Genomic DNA, 19,195 nt, shown 5'->3' with positions numbered 1-19,195 from the left:
ATTAATATTTTGACGAATGATAAGGTATTCAAGGCAGGGTTAAGACGTAAGATGCGAAAAGCAGCCATGGACAGAAACTATCTGGCGTCAGTCCTTGCTGGGAGCGGGCTTTCGTAATCTTTCCCTGACTTGGCCTGCCAATCGCGTGAAAGAGCTGTTGCCCTGGAACGTCATCGGAACGTCATCCTGCCTGTAAACTAAACCTTATCCTACGTCTTACACGGGGCGCTTACATTGAATGCGGATTCGTTTACATACAATTCGAATTATTAAGTTTCTTATCGTTATTTTTTGCTTACAGGGGACAGCCATGGCAAATGATTTTTCGTCAATGAAAGCAGTGATTCCCCTTTTGCCTGTGCTGGGCAAAGGAGGAATTGAACATGACATTACGCTACGGAAAAGTCCGTTATCTGCCAAGTTGTCTGCGGTTATGGTGGGTAACATCATTCGGGTGACACTGACTGTCAATAATCCATCGCATTATCCATGGGCATACCCACTGGAAGGTACTTTTGTGTCAGAACAGTTGCTTAGTTTAACAGCCGGAAAAGATGAGAATTTTAACTATTTTGACGGCTACCCTCAAAAACCGCCGAATGAACAGGGTAATTCGGAGGGCGTTCGGCCTGATGATGATATGTATGACTGGTTACAACCAGGACATTACTTCACTCGCGTGATAGACATTCCGGCACGGGACATCTGGCAATCTGGCATGAGCAAAGACCGTTTTATATCATTGGGCGGGTTTACTCTGCCGCCATGGATTGAAGACGAATTTAATACAGTTGTCCTCGCATCGAATGATATTAGGGTGCGCTGTACAGGCTACGACCGGATTAACGAGCGTTATCACTGTGACGTTGAAAATATGTCGAAAAGTATTTTCGATGATAACCATTGATTGTCATTTCTGTTTCAGTGCTGATTTAACCTGCCGGGGTATCTACCCCGGTTTTTTTCGGCAAATACTTGTGCGCGGTATTTCTCATAGCATTGCCAAAAATTGAACAAAGGAGCATGCAATGTTTTTTACCCCTGAACTTATCAAATTAGCCCAGATTGCTGAAAAGCATGGTTTACCTGAGGATTATGTCATGATCGATTATGTCCGCCCGTTGCTGTCAAATGAAACCAGCCGCTATCCGGTTTTATTGAATGAAAATGGTAATGCACAGCGTCGAATTTATTTGCCTGAACGAGAGGCTGGTGCGTGCGAGGCGTGGTTGCAAATGGAGGCTGAAATCAAGTGGTATAGCCAGCTTTTGGCGAATAAACGGTTTTAGTTATTGATGATAAAGGACGTATAACGCCCTTTTGGCTATATGGAGTCGGCGCGCAGCATTCAGGATTGTTCTTCCCGGCGCAAAACCGATAGTTGTCTGAGCAACTCAGGCAGCGCTGTTTGTACGGTGTCCCATACCAATTCGAGGTTGATGTCGAAATATCCGTGTGCGATGCGGTTGCATCTGAAGGCACAATCAGCGGGCAGGCACCGGATAAGCGCAGATACTGACATGTATCAGCGCGGCCACCGGCTGAAACAGACCGGAAACACAGACTACAGCTATGACGCGGCAGGCCGGCAGGGAAAGATCATCAGAAGTTCACTTTTTGTACTAAATAATTCGCATTTTATGTTTAAAAATTGAGATATTCCTCATTACCTGAAGCTGTTTTTTATTGCTTATACATGATCAAATACTCCTTACATAATTAAGGAGAACAAAATGGTACTTAAAAAATTGATGGAACATATTTCTATTATTCCCGATTACAGACAAGCCTGGAAAGTGGAACATAAATTATCGGACATTCTACTGTTGACTATTTGCGCCGTTATTTCGGGTGCAGAAGGTTGGGAAGATATAGAGGATTTTGGGGAAACACATCTCGATTTTTTAAAACAATACGGTGATTTTGAAAATGGTATTCCTGTTCACGATACCATCGCCAGAGTTGTATCCTGTATCAGTCCTGCAAAATTTCACGAGTGCTTTATTAACTGGATGCGTGACTGCCATTCTTCAGATGATAAAGACGTCATCGCAATTGATGGAAAAACACTCCGGCATTCTTATGACAAGAGTCGCCGCAAGGGAGCGATTCATGTCATTAGTGCGTTCTCAACAATGCACAGTCTGGTCATCGGACAGATCAGGACGGATGAGAAATCCAATGAAATTACAGCTATCCCTGAACTTCTTAACATGCTGGATATTAAAGGAAAAATCATCACAACTGATGCGATGGGTTGCCAGAAAGATATTGCAGAGAAGATACAAAAACAGGGAGGTGATTATTTATTCGCGGTAAAAGGAAACCAGGGGCGGCTAAATAAAGCCTTCGAGGAAAAATTTCCGCTGAAAGAATTAAATAATCCAGAGCATGACAGTTACGCAATTAGTGAAAAGAGTCACGGCAGAGAAGAAATCCGTCTTCACATTGTTTGCGATGTCCCTGATGAACTTATTGATTTCACGTTTGAATGGAAAGGTCTGAAGAAATTATGCGTGGCAGTCTCCTTTCGGTCAATAATAGCAGAACAAAAGAAAGAGCCAGAAATGACGGTCAGATATTATATCAGTTCTGCTGATTTAACCGCAGAGAAGTTCGCCACAGCAATCCGAAACCACTGGCACGTGGAGAATAAGCTGCACTGGCGTCGTCTGGACGTGGTAATGAATGAAGACGACTGCAAAATAAGAAGAGGAAATGCAGCAGAATTATTTTCAGGGATACGGCATATCGCTATTAATATTTTGACGAATGATAAGGTATCCAGGGCAGGGTTAAGGCGTAAGATGCGAAAAGCAGCCATGGACAGAAACTACCTGGCGTCAGTCCTTGCGGGGAGCGGGCTTTCGTAATCTTGCCCTGGGTATTTATATTAAATTAGCACTCCCCTTAATTATCATAAATACAAAGAGGTGAAAACAGGAGGGGGTATTTTTGTCAAATAACACCAGAGTGAATTAATAACATGCTGTCAGTGATACGCATATTTTATCTAACAAAGCTTTAGTAAAATTCCGCGGAGTAAGAAGATTCCGCCAAAGATTCCATATAATATTAAGGTTGTTATGAATAAAGGTAATAGATTACAACAGTTAGAAGATATGTGTCGTGATATTATTAAAATTAATATGTGGTATGAACTCCCCGAGTATGTATTTTTTTTAATATCTGACATCATCGATGGGACGAGTGATGAATTTGCAATAAATGTGTATAAAAATATCGACAGAAGTCTTCTTGAAATATTATTGCATCCATCTGTTTTACTGTCAGTTGTTGAGTCCTTGCAAAGTAATACTATAGCTGAGTATATCGTGAAATTGTGTGGAATTGAGATAGATTATGACGACTTACTAATATCGGATGTTAAATCATGTCTTTTTATCAACTATGGATTCAATAACAGTGAATCGGTTGCGCTATTTAATAAGATTTACCGCGAATTAAAAGATATTGTAAAATCATCAAGAGTACATATAGATCATGAGAAAGATATTTTTGATGGCCTTAATCAAATCTTGGCTTTTTCCGATAATAATAAACATGAGTATTTTTTATATATAAAGGCATATTGGCTCAGTTTATACTTTTGTGAAATTTCACAGAACGTGAGAGAAAGAGATAAGTTGTCATTTTATTATAATGAATTTTCTGTCCGATTTCCTAATGTTGTCCTATATCCGTCATGCTACAAATTGTAAGGCTTGGCACCTGAAATTCATTGTTAATTCGAGACGCTTGATTGTCCACTATATCAAAACAGTCATACCTCGGAATTTTCTCACATTAGTCCATACGGTATTCAATTTTCGCAACTGTGCCCTGAAATAAAAAACTGCAAAACTGCTTTTTCTTGATCTGTCCCAATCACGCAAGACTACTTTTAGTAGAGATCTCTAGCCATATCGATTTTAGTGCCGCCCGCGCATTTTATACAAAACAGGGCTTTATCAATGAGGCGATAATACGCAATTACTATGATGTTGGTGAGGATAAATTAATCTTCACTAAAAATATGCAATCGTGAGATAAAATATGTTTTTAACTCATATGGAAAATTGCTTAAGCAACTTGGTTGCTGCATATGATTCTTTAGCCCGCCGTAACTCGCTTCCCGCTGGTAACAAACGTGCCAGCACCTAAATGATGTAGTGTATTGAGTTTGTCATCATCAAACTGCCAGCGGCCTTCGACAAATACTCGTGCGTCTGCCGCTGCCGATACCACTTCGCCAAATAGCGTATCGTATTTTTCTTGCGCAGAAGTCGCTGGTAGCAATCGACACTCCATCCACGCCAGACATTTCTCTTCAACCAGCGGCAATCCAAGCACCGGACCTTTCACAACCGGAATGCCATAGCAATTAAATTTATCTTCTTCACGACCCGACACACTTCCCACCGCCCACGTCCAGTTAGTCGCCGCAACGCCCGGGATAACGATGCCAAATTTACCGTTACGCTCAATCAACTCCCTGGTCCATGTCGATTTATCTACCACAATCGCCACACGTGGCGGTTCAAACTCTACCGGCATCGACCAGGCCGCAGCCATCACATTACGTCGCTGAGATTTATCATCGAAACTGGTTATCAAAACTGTGGGGCCATGATTTAACAGACGGCTGGCATGGTGTAATTCGACAGGGATGAATCGGCTCACGGTATCGCCTCGCTAAGAAGGGTGTTTTAAAAGCGTAGCTCGTAACGCAATAAGTAACGAAATTAACGGGATTGGCGATTTGCGAACGTGATGCATGTCCGCGATCGCACAAAATAGCCGGTGCGGCGTCTATTCCAGGTTATAAATTGAGAAAACCACAAACGGAAACGCCTGATGACGCCCATTCTGAATCACTATTTTACCCGCATTAACTGGTCGGGAGCGGCTGCGGTCAATATCGAAACGCTGCGCGCATTACACCTGAAACACAATTGCACCATTCCATTTGAAAATCTCGATGTTTTGCTGCCGAGAGAAATGCAGCTTGATGATCAATCGCTGGAAGAGAAATTGGTGCTCGCCCGGCGTGGTGGTTACTGCTTTGAGCAGAATGGCGTGTTTGAGCGGGTGTTACGCGAGCTGGGTTTTCAGGTACGCAGTCTGTTAGGGCGCGTAGTGTTATCTAATCCGCCAGCATTACCGCCGCGCACCCATCGTTTGTTGTTGGTGGAACTGGAAGGGGAAAAATGGATTGCTGATGTCGGTTTCGGTGGACAGACGCTAACCGCGCCGATTCGTTTAGTTCCCGATCTCGTGCAGATCACGCCACACGGAGAGTATCGGTTGTTACAGGAGGGTGATGATTGGGTGTTGCAGTTTAATCATCATCAGCACTGGCAGTCGATGTACCGTTTTGATCTCTGTGAACAACAACAAAGTGATTATGTGATGGGGAATTTCTGGTCTGCGCACTGGCCGCAATCGCATTTTCGCCATCATTTGCTGTTGTGCCGCCATTTGCCGGACGGTGGCAAACTGACACTGACCAATTTTCATTTTACCCATTATGAAAATGGGCACGCGGTGGAGCAGCGAAATCTAGCGGATGTGGCGTCGTTATATGCCGTGATGCAGGAGCAGTTTGGTCTGGGCGTAGATGACGCAAAGCATGGCTTTACTGTGGATGAACTGGCGTTGGTGATGGCGGCGTTTGATACGCATCCGGAGGCGGGGAAATAGTTTGTGCCAGGGGCCGGATGCGGCGTAAACGCCTACAACCGGCCCACATTAGCCCGGTTGTAGGCCTGATAAGCGAAGCGCATCAGGCAACGGTATCAAAAATCAATGGCCCATTCAGCATGGAAAAGAATCACCGCCGTGCCGGAAATGGTAACTTTCTCCGGTTGGTTATCTCGAATTGTCACCGTCACATCAATCACGCCGTCACGCCCCAGTGCGCGCCCCTGATGGCCTTTAACACGCAACACGCTGCCATCGTGGGGTAGTAAGTTGTGATGTACCAACCATGCGCCCATCGGGCCATTGGCATTCCCGGTCACCGGATCTTCCACAATACCTATCGCTGGTGAGAACATACGACCATCGGTTTCATTTTTGCCAGGGCGGATCTGGAACGGGAAAAAACCATTGCAGCCAATCTGTTTGCTGATAGCGGTCAGCGCAGCAAGATCAGGCGAAAGGGCGTCGATATCCACTTCTGGTTTCAGTGGGATCATCACTTTTGAGTGTCCTGTGGTTGCCACCTGGATCGGCAAACCCGGCAGAATATTGTCTTCGGTAAGATGCAATGCGTTGAGAATTGCCGCCCGTGTTTCACCTTCCAGCGGTGGCTCAAAGCCCGGCGTACCTTGTTCCAGCGAAATACGATAATCATCGTTATGCTTTTCGATAGTCACGCGGTGTTTTCCTGCCAGTGACGTTTGCCAGACCATGCAATTTCCTAAACCTAACACCTTTGCACGTACATAGTGCGCAGCTACTGTCGCGTGACCACAAATCGGCACTTCAACCGTTGGCGTAAAGTAGCGGATGCGCACATCGCTGTCGTCGCTGTGCAGCAGAAAAGCAGTTTCCGAATGACCTAATTCGCGGGCGATAAGCTGCATTTGCGCTTCACTGAGATTATCGGCGGGGAAAACAACACCGGCAGAATTGCCGCGAAACGGTTGAGCGGTAAAAGCATCGACGTGATAAACCTGCGGTTTCATTAACGTTCTCCTGTGGCTGGAGAACTATCATAGCCTGTTTAGGGCACTTTTCTGAATTAATCCCTGGCAAGCCATGTTGAAATAACTATCAGGATAAAATGGTTAACTTTATATATTGCCTCACAGGGATAGCTTTATGAAGCAAGTACAATTTGACTGGCAAGGGATAGAAACGGCGGCCATTAATTATATGGTGGCTTCCGTGAAACATGTACATCAGGAACACCCAAGCGAACATATCTACGGCGCTATGTTTCATTGTTTCTATGGGGATGGGGACGTCATTGACTGGCCTTGTCTGGCAGTTGGCACCGAGGAAAGCTTGGCCTCTATTGTTACTGTTTATCAGCAAAATGGATTTACACAAACCGTCGAAAAACTCACACAGGACTTACGCTGGTCGCCTGCAGACCAGAAGCACAATGATGAACCTAACAGAGTATGCGAGCAATGGGCTAATGAATGCCATGAATTCGCTGCAATTAATGGAACATTTGATGCCTGGAATGAGGTGTATGAGCAATTTTTGCGTGTTTTTCCGAAAGCGGCCAAAAAAGCACGATTACAACTCTTACGTGAAGGGGTAGTGGAGAAAAACTTTATCGCCATAGCCTCTGATGAGGTTGGAGAGTTGATCCCGTTAAGTCTGACAAAAAAACAAATATTACAATATTTCCCTGAATATTCTCAGGCTAAACAGGAGAGGCAATATCTGAAAAGTTTGCCTTTACAAGCACGGATAGCAGAATTAATCGCGCAAATATTTGGCAGAAAACCCCCGGGTCTACTTTTAGACGATTACGAAGTATTACTCAAACAACTAGGTCAACTGGCGTTACCTGCTTTGCTGCAAGAAGTTAAAAATGCAGACAAAGCATGGAATGCCTGTAAATTGATTGCAGAAATTAATGAATCTAATGAGAATGTGATTGCTGTTCTGACAAGCCTGCTGGACGATCAAACTGCCGATGGGAGTAACCGCTGTTGGGCTGCTGCGGCCATAGCGCGGCTTGGGCATATGAATTTATTGGCAGAACACATTTCCCAACTCCCTGTAGAAATTTTTGTTCGTGGAGTAACAGCTCCATATCTGGCATTTCGAAACCATGGACGTCATTTACCCTTAGATTATACCCCGTTAGAGTTTGTCCTTAGTCATCATCCAGAGTTGGTTGAAGCCATAGCAAAAGAAATGGCACCTGGAAGAGGCTTTTGCACCATCACCGCCAATGAAGTACCCACTGCTCGCGCTGGCTTAGCTTCATCCTGGCCCTGTATTCAATTCCATGCTCAATATGTTTTGGAAGAGTTTGAAGATAATCATTAAGGTTGAAACCGCCTGGTTTTCTGTCAACGTATAGCGAGAAACACAGGCGGTTTTTAAAAGCAGAATTATCGCCGCGAGCGCACAATCTGGTACCGACGAGTAAAGTACTCAAAAGGCGCGCTCCACACATGCACCAATCTGGTGAACGGAAAGAGCAGGAAGATGGTCATTCCCAATACCAGATGCAGGCGGAAAACGAACGCTACGCCGTTAAGCATTTCTGACGATCCACCACGGAAAGTGACAATGCTTTGCGCCCAACCCACCAGCTTCATCATTTCGCTACCATCAGGATACTGTGCTGAAAACGGTATGGTACTTAGCCCCAGCAGACACTGGATCAGCAAAATGCTCATGATGATAATATCCGGCGTGGTGGAAGTAGCACGCACACGCTGATTTGTCAGCCTGCGCCACAGCAGTCCTGCACCGCCAATCAACGTCAACACGCCGCAAATACCGCCGAGCACCATCGCCATCAGTTGTTTCGCTGCCACTGGTAAAAACCACGCGTACATCCAGTGCGGTGTTAACATGCCGAACAGATGACCGAAGAAGATCCCCAGAATGCCGATATGGAACAGATTCGACCATATCACCATCCCGCGTTTATCGAGCATCTGGCTCGAGGAGGCGCGCCAGGTGTACTGCCCGTAGTCATAGCGCAGCCAGCTGCCAAGGAAAAACACCGTCGCACAAATGTATGGGTAGATATCGTAAAAAAAGACGTTCAGATACTGAATCATTTCCCACCTCCCGCACTGATGTCGACGTACTGCGGCGCGACATCCTGGCTAAAGCGTCGCTGATATTGATTAAGCGGCGAGCTGTCACACGCCGTGGCGTTATCTTCAATAAACTTCACCTGTTCTTCTTCCCACACCGCATCCAGTGCCTGGCGGGTGTCGTCACGCTCTTCACTACGAATTTGTTTTGTGACACTGTCACTTGACAGGGGACTTCCTGCCAGTTGCAAAAGGGCGTCAAATAACGCGTACCACGGTGTCTCGCGTTGTTTTAAGCGTCCGCCAAGCAGGGCGAGGATCGGCGCAACGTTGAGTAATCCTTCTTTTGCCTGATCGTCCGGCAGCACACTTAAGTACTCCAGGTACAGCGGCAGATAATCGGGCAGTTCCCGACAATCCAGTTGCAGACCGACCTTTTCATACTCCGCCAGCAGGTCCACCATTGCCTGGCCTCGATCGCGGGATTCGGCATGAACATGTTCGAACAGCAGCAGCGACGTGGTGCGCCCGCGGTCGAACACTTCACACCATTCGGCCTGTTTATCCAGCAGCGGCGCGTTGAGCAGGTCGAGTGCAAAATCGGTGAGCATCGGTGCGTCGCGGCGGATCAACGCCAGCGCGTCCTCCTTACATTCCCACAACAGCTCGTCCGGATACTCCATCAACAGGCCGATCACTTTGAGGATCTGCATTATTCGCCCTCCGCTTTGTCGCGCACTTCGGTGATGTTGATGGCATCGATACGGCTACTGTTGAACAGGTTGAATTTGCTGTCCGAGCCGTGGCAACCGTCGCCAAAGGTAAAACCGCAGCCATTGCGTTCTGCGAAGGCATCGCCCGCCATTTCCCGATGACTGGTTGGAATGACAAAACGGTCTTCATAGTTGGCAATGGCGAGGTAGCGATACATCTCTTCGACCTGGGCGACGCTCAGGCCTACTTCGTCAATGGCGCGGGTATCGGTAACGCCTTCCACGGTTTGTGAACGCATATAGTGGCGCATCGCCATCATCCGTTTCAGCGCCCGCAGTACCGGACCGGTATCACCGGCACTCAACATATTGGCGAGATATTGCACCGGAATACGCAGGCTTTCGATGGCGGGCAGCACGCCTTCGCTTTTCGGCAAGCCGCCCGCATCAGCGTAAGACTGAATCGGTGACAGCGGAGGAACGTACCAGACCATCGGCAGGGTGCGGTATTCAGGGTGCAGCGGTAACGCCAGTTTCCAGTCCATCGCCATTTTGTAGACTGGCGAACGCTGGGCAGCTTCAATCACGTTTTGTGGAATACCTTGTTTCAGGGCTTCTTCGATCACTGAGGGATCGTGCGGATCGAGGAACACTTCGCACTGGCGTTCATAGAGGTCAACTTCGCGCTCGGTGCGCGCCGCTTCCTCGATGCGGTCGGCGTCGTAAAGCAGCACGCCAAGATAGCGAATACGACCCACGCAGGTTTCTGAGCAAACGGTCGGTTGACCGGACTCAATTCGCGGATAACAGAAGATGCATTTTTCTGACTTACCGCTTTTCCAGTTGAAGTAGATTTTTTTGTACGGACAACCGCTAATGCACAAACGCCAGCCACGGCATTTGTCCTGATCGATCAGCACAATACCGTCTTCTTCGCGTTTGTAGATCGCGCCGCTGGGGCAGGTCGCCACACAGCTGGGGTTGAGGCAGTGTTCGCACAGGCGCGGCAGGTACATCATGAACGTGTTTTCAAACTGACCGTACATCTCCTTTTGCATGGCGTCAAAGTTGCGGTCGCGAGCGCGTTTTTCGAACTCACCGCCCAGCAGTTCTTCCCAGTTTGGCCCCCAGATCACTTTGTCCATCCGTTTGCCGTCAATCAGCGAACGTGGGCGGGCAGTAGGAATGTGTTTACCTTCTGGCGCGCTATGCAAATGTTCGTAGTCGAAGGTGAAAGGTTCGTAGTAATCGTCAATCTGCGGCACCACCGGGTTGGCGAAGATTTTGGTAATCACCCCCATCTTGCTGCCCAGACGCGGGCGGATCTTACCGTTGACATCGCGGACCCAGCCGCCTTGCCACTCTTCCTGATCTTCCCAGTTTTTCGGATAACCAATGCCCGGTTTGGTTTCGACGTTGTTAAACCATGCGTACTCCATGCCTTCGCGTCCGGTCCAGACGTTTTTACAGGTCACCGAACAGGTATGGCAGCCGATACATTTATCGAGGTTAAGCACCATGCCGACTTGCGAACGTATTTTCATTTTTTCGCCTCCTGTACCTGATCGCGACCTTCATCATCCAGCCAGTTAACGTTCTTCATCTTGCGGATCATGATAAATTCGTCGCGGTTCGAGCCGACGGTGCCGTAGTAGTTAAAGCCCCAGGCCAGCTGCGCGTAACCGCCAATCATATGCGTTGGTTTTGGGCAAACGCGGGTGACCGAGTTATGAATGCCGCCGCGCATGCCGGTTACTTCCGAACCAGGAATATTCATAATGCGTTCCTGAGCGTGATACATCATGGTCATACCCGGCGGTACACGTTGGCTGACCACCGCGCGGGCAGTCAGCGCGCCGTTGGCGTTAAACACTTCCACCCAGTCGTTATCGACAATGGTCAATTCACGGGCATCGGTTTCGCTGATCCAGACAATCGGTCCACCGCGAGAGAGCGTCAGCATTAGCAGGTTTTCACTGTAGGTTGAGTGAATGCCCCATTTCTGATGCGGCGTCAGGAAGTTAAGTGCTCTTTCCGGGAAGCCGTTTGGCGGTATCTGGCGCATTTCACTGACGCTACGGGTGTCGATAGGCGGACGATAAGCCACCAGGCTTTCACCAAAGGCACGCATCCACGGATGATCCTGATAGACCTGCTGGCGTCCCGACAGCGTGCGCCACGGAATTAACTCATGAACGTTGGTGTATCCGGCGTTGTAGGAGACGTGATCGCTTTCCAGACCAGACCATGTGGGGCTGGAGATAATTTTACGTGGCTGCGCCTGAATATCGCGAAAGCGGATCTTCTCGTCCTCTTTGTGCAGCGCCAGATGGGTATGTTCGCGTCCGGTGATTTCGCCCAGCGCTTGCCACGCTTTGACCGCCACATGCCCGTTGGTTTCCGGTGCCAGCGCCAGTATCACTTCTGATGCATCAATGGCGGTGTCAATCAGCGGTCGCCCCTGTGCCGGGCCATCACGCTTGGTGTAATTGAGTTTGCCGAGGAAATCGATTTCATCCTGGGTATTCCACGAAATCCCTTTACCGCCGTTGCCAAGTTTGTCCATCAATGGCCCGAGCGAGGTAAAGCGATCATAGGTAGCAGGGTAGTCGCGTTCCACCGCTACAATATTGGGCGCGGTTTTACCCGGGATCAGATCGCATTCGCCTTTGCGCCAGTCGAGCACTTCACACGGCTGGGAGAGTTCTGCCGGAGAGTCATGCAGTAAGGGTTGTAATACCACGTCGGTTTCTTTGCCAAGATGCCCTACGCACACTTGCGAAAATGCTTTGGCAATACCTTTGTAGATTTCCCAGTCGCTGCGTGATTCCCACGCCGGATCGACCGCCGCAGAAAGCGGATGAATAAACGGATGCATATCCGAGGTGTTCATATCGTCTTTTTCGTACCAGGTGGCGGTGGGCAGAACGATATCGGAGAACAGGCAGGTACTGGACATACGGAAGTCGAGCGTCACCAGCAGGTCGAGCTTGCCTTCAATCGCCGCAGTTTGCCACTCGACTTCTTCTGGTTTGATCCCGTCGCTGGCACCGAGTTCCTCACCCTGAATCCCACTTTCGGTTCCCAGCAGATACTTCTGCATATATTCGTGGCCTTTGCCGGAGGAGCCAAGCAGGTTAGAACGCCAGACAAACAAATTACGCGGATGATTGCTGCCGCTATCTGGTTGTTCGCAGGCCATGCGTAAATCGCCCGATTTCAGCGCCTGGGCGGTAAATTCTGTGGGGGATAATCCGGCCTTGTCGGCTTCAGCTTTAATCCCGAGCGGGTTACGCCCCAGCTGCGGCGCAGAAGGTAGCCAGCCCATACGTTCGGCGCGAACGTTGAAATCAATCAGATGACCGCTGTACTTACTGGCATCGGCGAGCGGTGAAAGTAACTCCTGAGCAGAGACTTTTTCATAGCGCCATTGGCTGGAATGATTGTAGAAAAACGAGGTGCTGTTCATCTGGCGCGGTGGTCGGTTCCAGTCGAGCGCAAAGGCCAGCGGCAACCAGCCGGTTTGCGGGCGCAGTTTTTCCTGACCGACATAGTGTGCCCAGCCGCCACCGCTTTGCCCGACACAACCGCAGAAGATCAGCATGTTGATCATCCCACGGTAGTTCATGTCCATGTGATACCAATGGTTGACGCCAGCACCGAGGATAATCATCGATCGCCCATGCGTTTTATGGGCGGTATCGGCAAATTCGCGGGCGATGGTTTCAATATACTGGCGCGGTACGCCGGTAATTTGCTCGCCCCAGGCTGGGGTGTAAGGTTTGATTTCAGCGTAATCTTTCGCGCTGTTTTCATCTTCCAGCCCGCGATCGAGGCCGTAATTTGCCAGTACCAGATCATAAACGCTAACCACCGGACAAGTGCTTCCATCGGCGAGCGTCAGATTTTTCACCGGAAGCTGGCGCACCAGTATGGGATCATGTTTTACGCTGCGAAAGTGTGGATTTTCAATGCCGCCAAAGTAGGGGAAGGCCACGCCTGCAACAGTGTCGTGTTGACCGAGCAAGGTTAACGCTAACTCAGTTTCTGTTCCGGCGGCGATAGATTCCAGGTTCCATTTGCCTTTTTCGCCCCAACGAAAACCAATCGAACCGTTAGGCACCACCAGTTCACCCGTAGTATTAACTGCCACGGTTTTCCACTGCGGATTGTTGCTTTCGCCCAACCCATCCACCAGGTCAGATGCACGGATCATCCGTCCGGGAACGTAGCTGCCATCGTCGCGCGGTTCCAGCATTACCAGCATCGGCATGTCGCTGTAGCGGCGGCAGTAATTGATAAAGTAGTCGCTGGGATTATCGAGATGGAACTCTTTTAAAATCACATGGCCCATTGCCATTGCCAGGGCGCTATCAGTGCCTTGTTTCGGTGCCAGCCACTGGTCGCACAATTTGGCTACTTCAGAGTAGTCCGGGGTAATGGCGATAGTTTTGGTACCTTTGTAACGTACTTCGGTAAAGAAGTGGGCGTCTGGTGTGCGCGTTTGCGGTACGTTAGAACCCCAGGCGATGATATAGCTGGAGTTATACCAGTCGGCAGATTCTGGCACGTCGGTTTGCTCGCCCCAGGTCATCGGCGAGGCAGGCGGCAGGTCGCAATACCAGTCATAGAAACTTAAACAGGTGCCACCTAACAGCGACAGATAGCGTGTTCCGGCGGCGTAAGAAACCATCGACATCGCCGGAATCGGCGAGAAACCGGCAACGCGATCAGGACCGTAAGTTTTGATGGTCCAGACGTTAGCGGCGGCAATCAACTGGTTTAGCTCCTGCCAGTTGGAGCGGATAAAGCCGCCACGCCCACGCACTTGTTTGTAGCTCAGGCACTTTTGCGGATCGTTCATAATCGATGCCCACGCCAGTACCGGATCGCTGTGTTGCTTGAGGGCTTCGCGCCACAGTTCAATCAGTCGTTTACGAATGAGCGGGTATTTCAGGCGGTTAGCGCTGTAAAGATACCAGGAGTAACTTGCGCCACGCGGGCAGCCGCGAGGTTCATGATTGGGCAGGTCAGGGCGAGTGCGCGGGTAGTCGGTCTGTTGGATTTCCCAGGTCACCAGACCATTTTTAACGTAGATTTTCCAGCTACAGGAGCCTGTACAGTTAACGCCGTGGGTGGAACGCACGATTTTGTCGAACTGCCAACGCTGGCGATAGCTGTCCTCCCAGTCGCGGTTGCTATGCATCACCTGTCCGTGACCATCGGCAAAGGTTTCGCCCTTTTGTTTGAAGTAGCGAAAGCGATCCAAAAGTTTACTCATGACATAACTCCTGCTCCAGGAATGAATTGGGATCTGATGCCTTGTCGGATGCGACACGGTTGTAGCCTGATAAGACGTGTCAGGCATCGATTTCTTATTTTTGGCTGAACTTCCGCCGACCATAAACCAGCCAGGTCAGCAGCACACAAACGATGTAGAAGATCAAAAACACTTTCATCGCACCTACCGGCGAGCCGGTCATATTGAGCGACATGCCAAACGCCTGCGGAATAAAAAAGCCGCCAACTGCGCCAATCGCTGAGATAAAGCCCAATGCTGCCGCCGTTTCGGTGACCGCTTCCCGCTGAGCCTGTTCATCGCTGCCGCCTTTCATCTTGACGCGATAAATCGTTATCTGGCGAAAGATGACAGCGATCATCTGGAAAGTAGAACCACTTCCCAGACCCGCGGTCAGAAACAGCCCCATAAAGACGGCGTAAAATGCGATGAAATTACCAGAGCCTGTGCCCGGTAAGGTAAGGAAGAGCAGTGCACTGAAAATCGCCATAAAAATGAAGTTGATCAACGTCACCCGCACGCCGCCAAATTTATCGGAAATAGCACCACCAACCGACCGCGCGATGGCACCGATAAATGGGCCAAAGAACGCCAGACGCAGAATATTCACATCCGGGAACTGGGTTTTCGCCAGCATGGCAAAACCCGCAGAAAAACCGATAAACGAACCGAAGGTGGCGAGATAGAGAAGACTGAGCAGCCAGAGATGCAGACGTTGTAATACAGGCAATTGATCGGCGATTGACGCGCGTGAACTGGCGATATCATTCATCCCTAACCAGGCGGCAATAGTGGCAATCGCCAGTAATGGCACCCAAATCCATGCGGCATTCGCCAGCGACATCACCGAACCGTCGGCCTGTGGTACGCCATTGAAACCGAGAAAGGCAAATACGGGGATAAAAATCACCAGCGGCGCAACCAGCTGCATCACGCTTACGCCTAAGTTTCCTAATCCACCATTAATCCCAAGTGCGCTCCCTTGTTTGGCTTTTGGGAAGAAGAAACTGATATTGCCCATGCTCGAAGCAAAGTTCGCCCCTGCAAAACCGCATAGCAAAGCGATAACGATAAATATCCCAAAAGGAGTATTCGGATTCTGCACGGCAATTCCGAGCCAGACGCAAGGAATAATCAGGATTGCAGTACTAAAAACCGTCCATCGGCGTCCACCAAATATAGGCACCATAAAGGAGTAGGGGACACGCAATAATGCGCCAGAAACGGAGGGTAATGCGGTTAATAAAAAGAGTTGATCGGTAGTGAAATTAAAACCGATTTTATTGAGATTAACAGTAACTGCGCTAAATAGCATCCAGACACAGAAGGCAAGAAGTAGACAACTGACTGATATCCAGAGGTTTCTTCGTGCAATATGCTTTCCTTTATTTTCCCAGAAGGCCGGGTTTTCTGGTTTCCAGTCGCGCAAAAGATAACGACTATTTTTCTCATTTTGCAGTGCCATATTGTTCCTCACATGTACACATTGGTAATGAAAAAAAGACAAAACAGGAGGTAAGGCGCAATAGCCAGTTATTAGAATTAAGGATGAATTAGGTGAAGTGCTGATTGAAAGAATAGATAAGAAAGCGTAACCGCGGGGGCAGAATGGGGATTAAGCAGACAGATATGTGTTACTAAATGTAACTAACAGGCTAACCTTCAAACGGGGGTTAATCTTTGAACGTATGCCATGTTTCAACCCTTCAGATCGTGAATCTAAAGGGTTGCATATTAACTATATTCTTAATAAGACCAGACACTTATAGAATTAGTGATGATTTATTCACTAAAAAGGCCATGAGCTGGAGGAAAACGATCTGTCCAGAAAGTCTATCGGTTCCTCTCTTATCGCCTCATTGTAATAATCGTTATTACAGTAAGTATTGTTTATTTCATCTAAGGTCATATTTTTAATTTTTATATTCATCTGATTTACAACTTCTTCTGTTTTATAAGTGTGTATATTATATGGGGTGTATGCTTCTTTAAAAGTATAGTGAAACAATTCGTTATCCACATCTACTCCGTCAGAGTGAACTTCAAATGCACCAGGCGAAAGAATTGCCAGGCCAGTATTAAGCTTAAGTGCTGGGGAAAACAAATTAAATAACATGAGCTGCATGGTAGGGCAATTGTTCTTCCCAGAAACATTTAAAAAATTTAAGTTTTTGCTCTGTTTTATTATGGGGAATAAAGTTCCAATATCGGATGTATTCTTAGTGTCAATGCGGGTTATTTTATTATTGTCCAGCCTTAAACTTTTGATAGATGAAAGATAAGTCAGGAAATGAAGGTTTATTTTTTTTCAACTGATTGTTCGCAGCGTTTAATGTCTGTACATTGCAGAAGTTGCTAAAGAATATTTTAATTTCAGAAAGCAAGTTGTTGTTGATAAGTAACGTATTCAAGTTGGGAAATAAGGCATTATGTAAACTTGTTAGTTTATTATGGGATAGATCCAGAAGTAAGAGTTCATCTTTATTTCCTGTAGCAATATCAGTTAATTGATTGTGGCTGAGATTCAGGTACTGCAGCCTTTCGCAACATTCTAATTGCACAAACTCTAGTTGATTATGTGCCGCACTAAAATAAGTAACTGATGAAAGCCCATCTATATCAATATTTCTGAGAGCATTATTATTCACAGATATATGTTTAATGCTTACATTTCTGCCTTGAGGAAAATTTATAGACTCAAGAGCATTACTATTCAGACTAAGGTTGATGAGTTTATCGTAGTTGGTTGCATCAAAATGTTTGAGTTGGTTCTCATCAAGATTGATAGATGTGAAGTTTTGCAGTCCTGGTGGTTGGGTGGTTAAATTAAGTCCAGATAAATCAATGTCATTCTGCTTCGATAAAAAAGCACGGTTTATCCTTTCTGCCGCTTCTTTTCGGCATTCTTGACGATGAAGTTCACCTGTGACTATGCATTCTTCTTTCCATTTATTCAATTCATGCATCCAGCTATATAAATTCTGTTCTGGGAGTCGCTGTAGGGACTGCTTTGTTTTAAAAAAGATTAAAGGAAACTTCATAACTACTCCATGGCAATAATATATTTTTTGATTTATTATCCTTGATAAATCAGGATATTTTTTATAACTCTGTGGTAAAGGATTGGCTTAACCAATTATGAAATGTTGGTCCATAACCTAAGGAAGTTTTATTCTCATCATAAATGTAATAACAGATAGGGGTGCCTGTTGCGTCCTTGAGTTCTGAGGATGAGGATGAGGATAGGGGAGTGTCGTTATCAAACCGACACGCGCGATACATAGGCAGAATAGCTTTTAATTCTTCTTCAGAAAGTGTTGTTTCTTGTTCTGTTAAAGTTAAATTGCTGAAATAAGGTTTTGAACGGTAACGAATCGACATTGAATCATTGTTTTCTTTATTATCACCTTCAGTATTTTTGCTTACTTCTACAAGATGCTTATTACTAGTATCGATATTTTTAATTGCTAGATCATAAGATATCTTAATGGTCACTTCATCAATATTATCAACTAAATCCATTATTGCATTCCAGTACTGCATTTGTGCAATAGGATCATTGTTAATACCGTTAACTGATAAATACCAAAGATGTTTTGATGATATTAACTCATTAATGTTATCTGTTGGTAATAAATTGTTATTACTTAAGTCTAAATATTCTAGTATCGCAGTGCTTTTAGCGTTTAAATTTGCAATATGGTTGTCGTTTAAAGCGATTTTTTTCACCATGGGGTGATAGTGTAATTTAAGATCATTGATCATATTGTGACGAGCACTTAACTCAATCAGAGATTCTTGTTGAGAAACATCCAGCGATGTTAGCTGGTTATTATCAAGGTTAAGAAATTTCAGTTTATAACTGTCAGAAATATTAATTTCTTTTAGATTATTATTTTGCGCTTCCAGATTAACCAATGAATGCTGATTTTTTAAATCTAAACTTTCCAGCTTGTTGCAATCGATATAAATATTTTCCAGTTTTGATTCATTTGGAAAGGTTATCGTTTCAATATTATTCAAGGTGAGGTTGATATTGATAAGACTAGCATTGTCGCTAAAGTCAAGGAAAGTTAGACAATTCCCCTCCAAATTCAATGCTTTAACTGTAGGGGGGATAGGCGGTAACTCACTCAAATCAAGATATGACAAATTAAGAGATTCCATGTTTGAGTTGTAAGCTTCATTAATTCGCTCTAGAATAGTTCTTTTTTCTACGCCATTATTAAGCGATTTCTCACCCCATTGTGCCAGTTGTTCAAAAAAATTGCTGGCGATGGTTTCTCTGTTAGGTAATGCGTTATTCACTTGATAACTGGCATTATTTTTTACACAAGCTGTATTAATATTGGTCATAATCACTCATCAATAAATATTATACTAAGATGTCCCCGGAGGGTATGGAAGAATATTAATTGAGGTGAATGACCAGAAATATC

The 19,195-nt window shown here is 46.6% G+C and carries 15 protein-coding genes and 3 pseudogenes; 8 read left to right on the top strand and 10 right to left on the bottom strand.

Translation table 11 applies throughout. The features are described from left to right. The 3 genes and pseudogenes from FQ015_RS04865 to FQ015_RS04855 all read left to right on the top strand — a co-directional run. Nucleotides 1-117, top strand: a pseudogene (locus tag FQ015_RS04865) (ISAs1 family transposase); the annotation flags it as partial. A gap of 193 nt (nt 118-310) precedes the next feature. Continuing rightward, complete coding sequence (locus FQ015_RS04860) at nt 311-907, top strand: hypothetical protein (RefSeq protein ID WP_039021993.1); 597 nt, start codon at nt 311-313, stop codon at nt 905-907. Between the two features lie 121 nt (nt 908-1,028). Further along, nucleotides 1,029-1,289, top strand: a complete 261-nt coding sequence (locus FQ015_RS04855) for a hypothetical protein (RefSeq protein WP_039021994.1) — start codon at nt 1,029-1,031, stop codon at nt 1,287-1,289. Between the two features lie 59 nt (nt 1,290-1,348). On the opposite strand, the gene FQ015_RS04850 is transcribed toward FQ015_RS04855, so the two are convergent. Then, on the bottom strand, nt 1,349-1,522 hold the full coding sequence (locus FQ015_RS04850; protein ID WP_077782439.1) for a HepT-like ribonuclease domain-containing protein: 174 nt from the start codon (nt 1,520-1,522) through the stop codon (nt 1,349-1,351). Between FQ015_RS04850 and FQ015_RS23935 the strand changes: the two are divergent. The 3 genes and pseudogenes from FQ015_RS23935 to FQ015_RS04840 all read left to right on the top strand — a co-directional run. Then, a pseudogene (locus FQ015_RS23935) lies at nt 1,470-1,589 on the top strand (hypothetical protein); the annotation flags it as partial. The gene FQ015_RS04850 and the pseudogene FQ015_RS23935 overlap by 53 nt on opposite strands. A 144-nt stretch (nt 1,590-1,733) precedes the next feature. Further along, nucleotides 1,734-2,873: an ISAs1 family transposase gene (locus FQ015_RS04845; RefSeq protein WP_160523775.1), complete on the top strand. Its 1,140-nt coding sequence runs from the start codon at nt 1,734-1,736 to the stop codon at nt 2,871-2,873. Between the two features lie 213 nt (nt 2,874-3,086). Further along, nucleotides 3,087-3,722: a hypothetical protein gene (locus FQ015_RS04840; RefSeq protein WP_032184207.1), complete on the top strand. Its 636-nt coding sequence runs from the start codon at nt 3,087-3,089 to the stop codon at nt 3,720-3,722. A gap of 391 nt (nt 3,723-4,113) precedes the next feature. Here the strand turns inward: FQ015_RS04840 and FQ015_RS04835 are convergent, their stop codons facing one another. Further along, nucleotides 4,114-4,683, bottom strand: coding sequence for a flavin reductase family protein (locus FQ015_RS04835; RefSeq protein ID WP_039021774.1), 570 nt, complete (start codon nt 4,681-4,683; stop codon nt 4,114-4,116). Nucleotides 4,684-4,857: 174 nt separating this feature from the next. Between FQ015_RS04835 and nhoA the strand changes: the two genes are divergently transcribed. Further along, a complete protein-coding gene (gene nhoA, locus FQ015_RS04830) occupies nt 4,858-5,703 on the top strand; it encodes an N-hydroxyarylamine O-acetyltransferase (RefSeq protein ID WP_039021775.1) in 846 nt (281 codons plus the stop codon). A 95-nt stretch (nt 5,704-5,798) separates the two neighbouring features. On the opposite strand, the gene FQ015_RS04825 is transcribed toward nhoA, so the two are convergent. Then, a complete protein-coding gene (locus tag FQ015_RS04825) occupies nt 5,799-6,692 on the bottom strand; it encodes a PhzF family isomerase (RefSeq protein ID WP_160523774.1) in 894 nt (297 codons plus the stop codon). A 136-nt stretch (nt 6,693-6,828) separates the two neighbouring features. On the opposite strand from FQ015_RS04825, the gene FQ015_RS04820 reads away from it, so the two are divergent. Further along, nucleotides 6,829-8,019 (top strand): DUF4303 domain-containing protein, encoded by a 1,191-nt coding sequence (locus FQ015_RS04820; RefSeq protein WP_039021777.1) that lies wholly within the window; start codon nt 6,829-6,831, stop codon nt 8,017-8,019. A gap of 65 nt (nt 8,020-8,084) precedes the next feature. Here the strand turns inward: FQ015_RS04820 and narI are convergent, their stop codons facing one another. The 7 genes and pseudogenes from narI to FQ015_RS04785 form a co-directional block, all read right to left on the bottom strand. Beyond that, nucleotides 8,085-8,765, bottom strand: a complete 681-nt coding sequence (gene narI / locus FQ015_RS04815; protein WP_000617115.1) for a respiratory nitrate reductase subunit gamma — start codon at nt 8,763-8,765, stop codon at nt 8,085-8,087. Next, nucleotides 8,762-9,457, bottom strand: coding sequence for a nitrate reductase molybdenum cofactor assembly chaperone (gene narW / locus FQ015_RS04810; protein WP_032303006.1), 696 nt, complete (start codon nt 9,455-9,457; stop codon nt 8,762-8,764). Before narW ends, narI begins: the two co-directional genes overlap by 4 nt. Then, a complete protein-coding gene (gene narH / locus FQ015_RS04805) occupies nt 9,457-11,001 on the bottom strand; it encodes a nitrate reductase subunit beta (RefSeq protein WP_039021778.1) in 1,545 nt (514 codons plus the stop codon). Before narH ends, narW begins: the two co-directional genes overlap by 1 nt. Next, complete coding sequence (narZ, locus tag FQ015_RS04800; protein ID WP_039021779.1) at nt 10,998-14,738, bottom strand: nitrate reductase Z subunit alpha; 3,741 nt, start codon at nt 14,736-14,738, stop codon at nt 10,998-11,000. The genes narH and narZ overlap by 4 nt, the downstream gene beginning before the upstream one ends. Before the next feature lie 94 nt (nt 14,739-14,832). Beyond that, on the bottom strand, nt 14,833-16,221 hold the full coding sequence (gene narU / locus FQ015_RS04795; RefSeq protein ID WP_160523773.1) for a nitrate/nitrite transporter NarU: 1,389 nt from the start codon (nt 16,219-16,221) through the stop codon (nt 14,833-14,835). 324 nt (nt 16,222-16,545) lie between these two features. Further along, nucleotides 16,546-17,797: pseudogene (locus tag FQ015_RS04790) on the bottom strand (leucine-rich repeat domain-containing protein). A gap of 61 nt (nt 17,798-17,858) precedes the next feature. Further along, entirely contained in the window at nt 17,859-19,112 is a 1,254-nt protein-coding gene (locus FQ015_RS04785; RefSeq protein ID WP_160523772.1) for a leucine-rich repeat domain-containing protein, read from the bottom strand. Nucleotides 19,113-19,195 lie beyond the last annotated feature (83 nt).

Origin of the sequence: Escherichia sp. HH26CH, assembly GCF_009820205.1 — a bacterium.
In the GTDB taxonomy this organism is placed as follows: Bacteria; Pseudomonadota; Gammaproteobacteria; order Enterobacterales; family Enterobacteriaceae; genus Escherichia; species Escherichia coli_F.
This window is presented reverse-complemented; position numbering and strand designations above follow the sequence as displayed.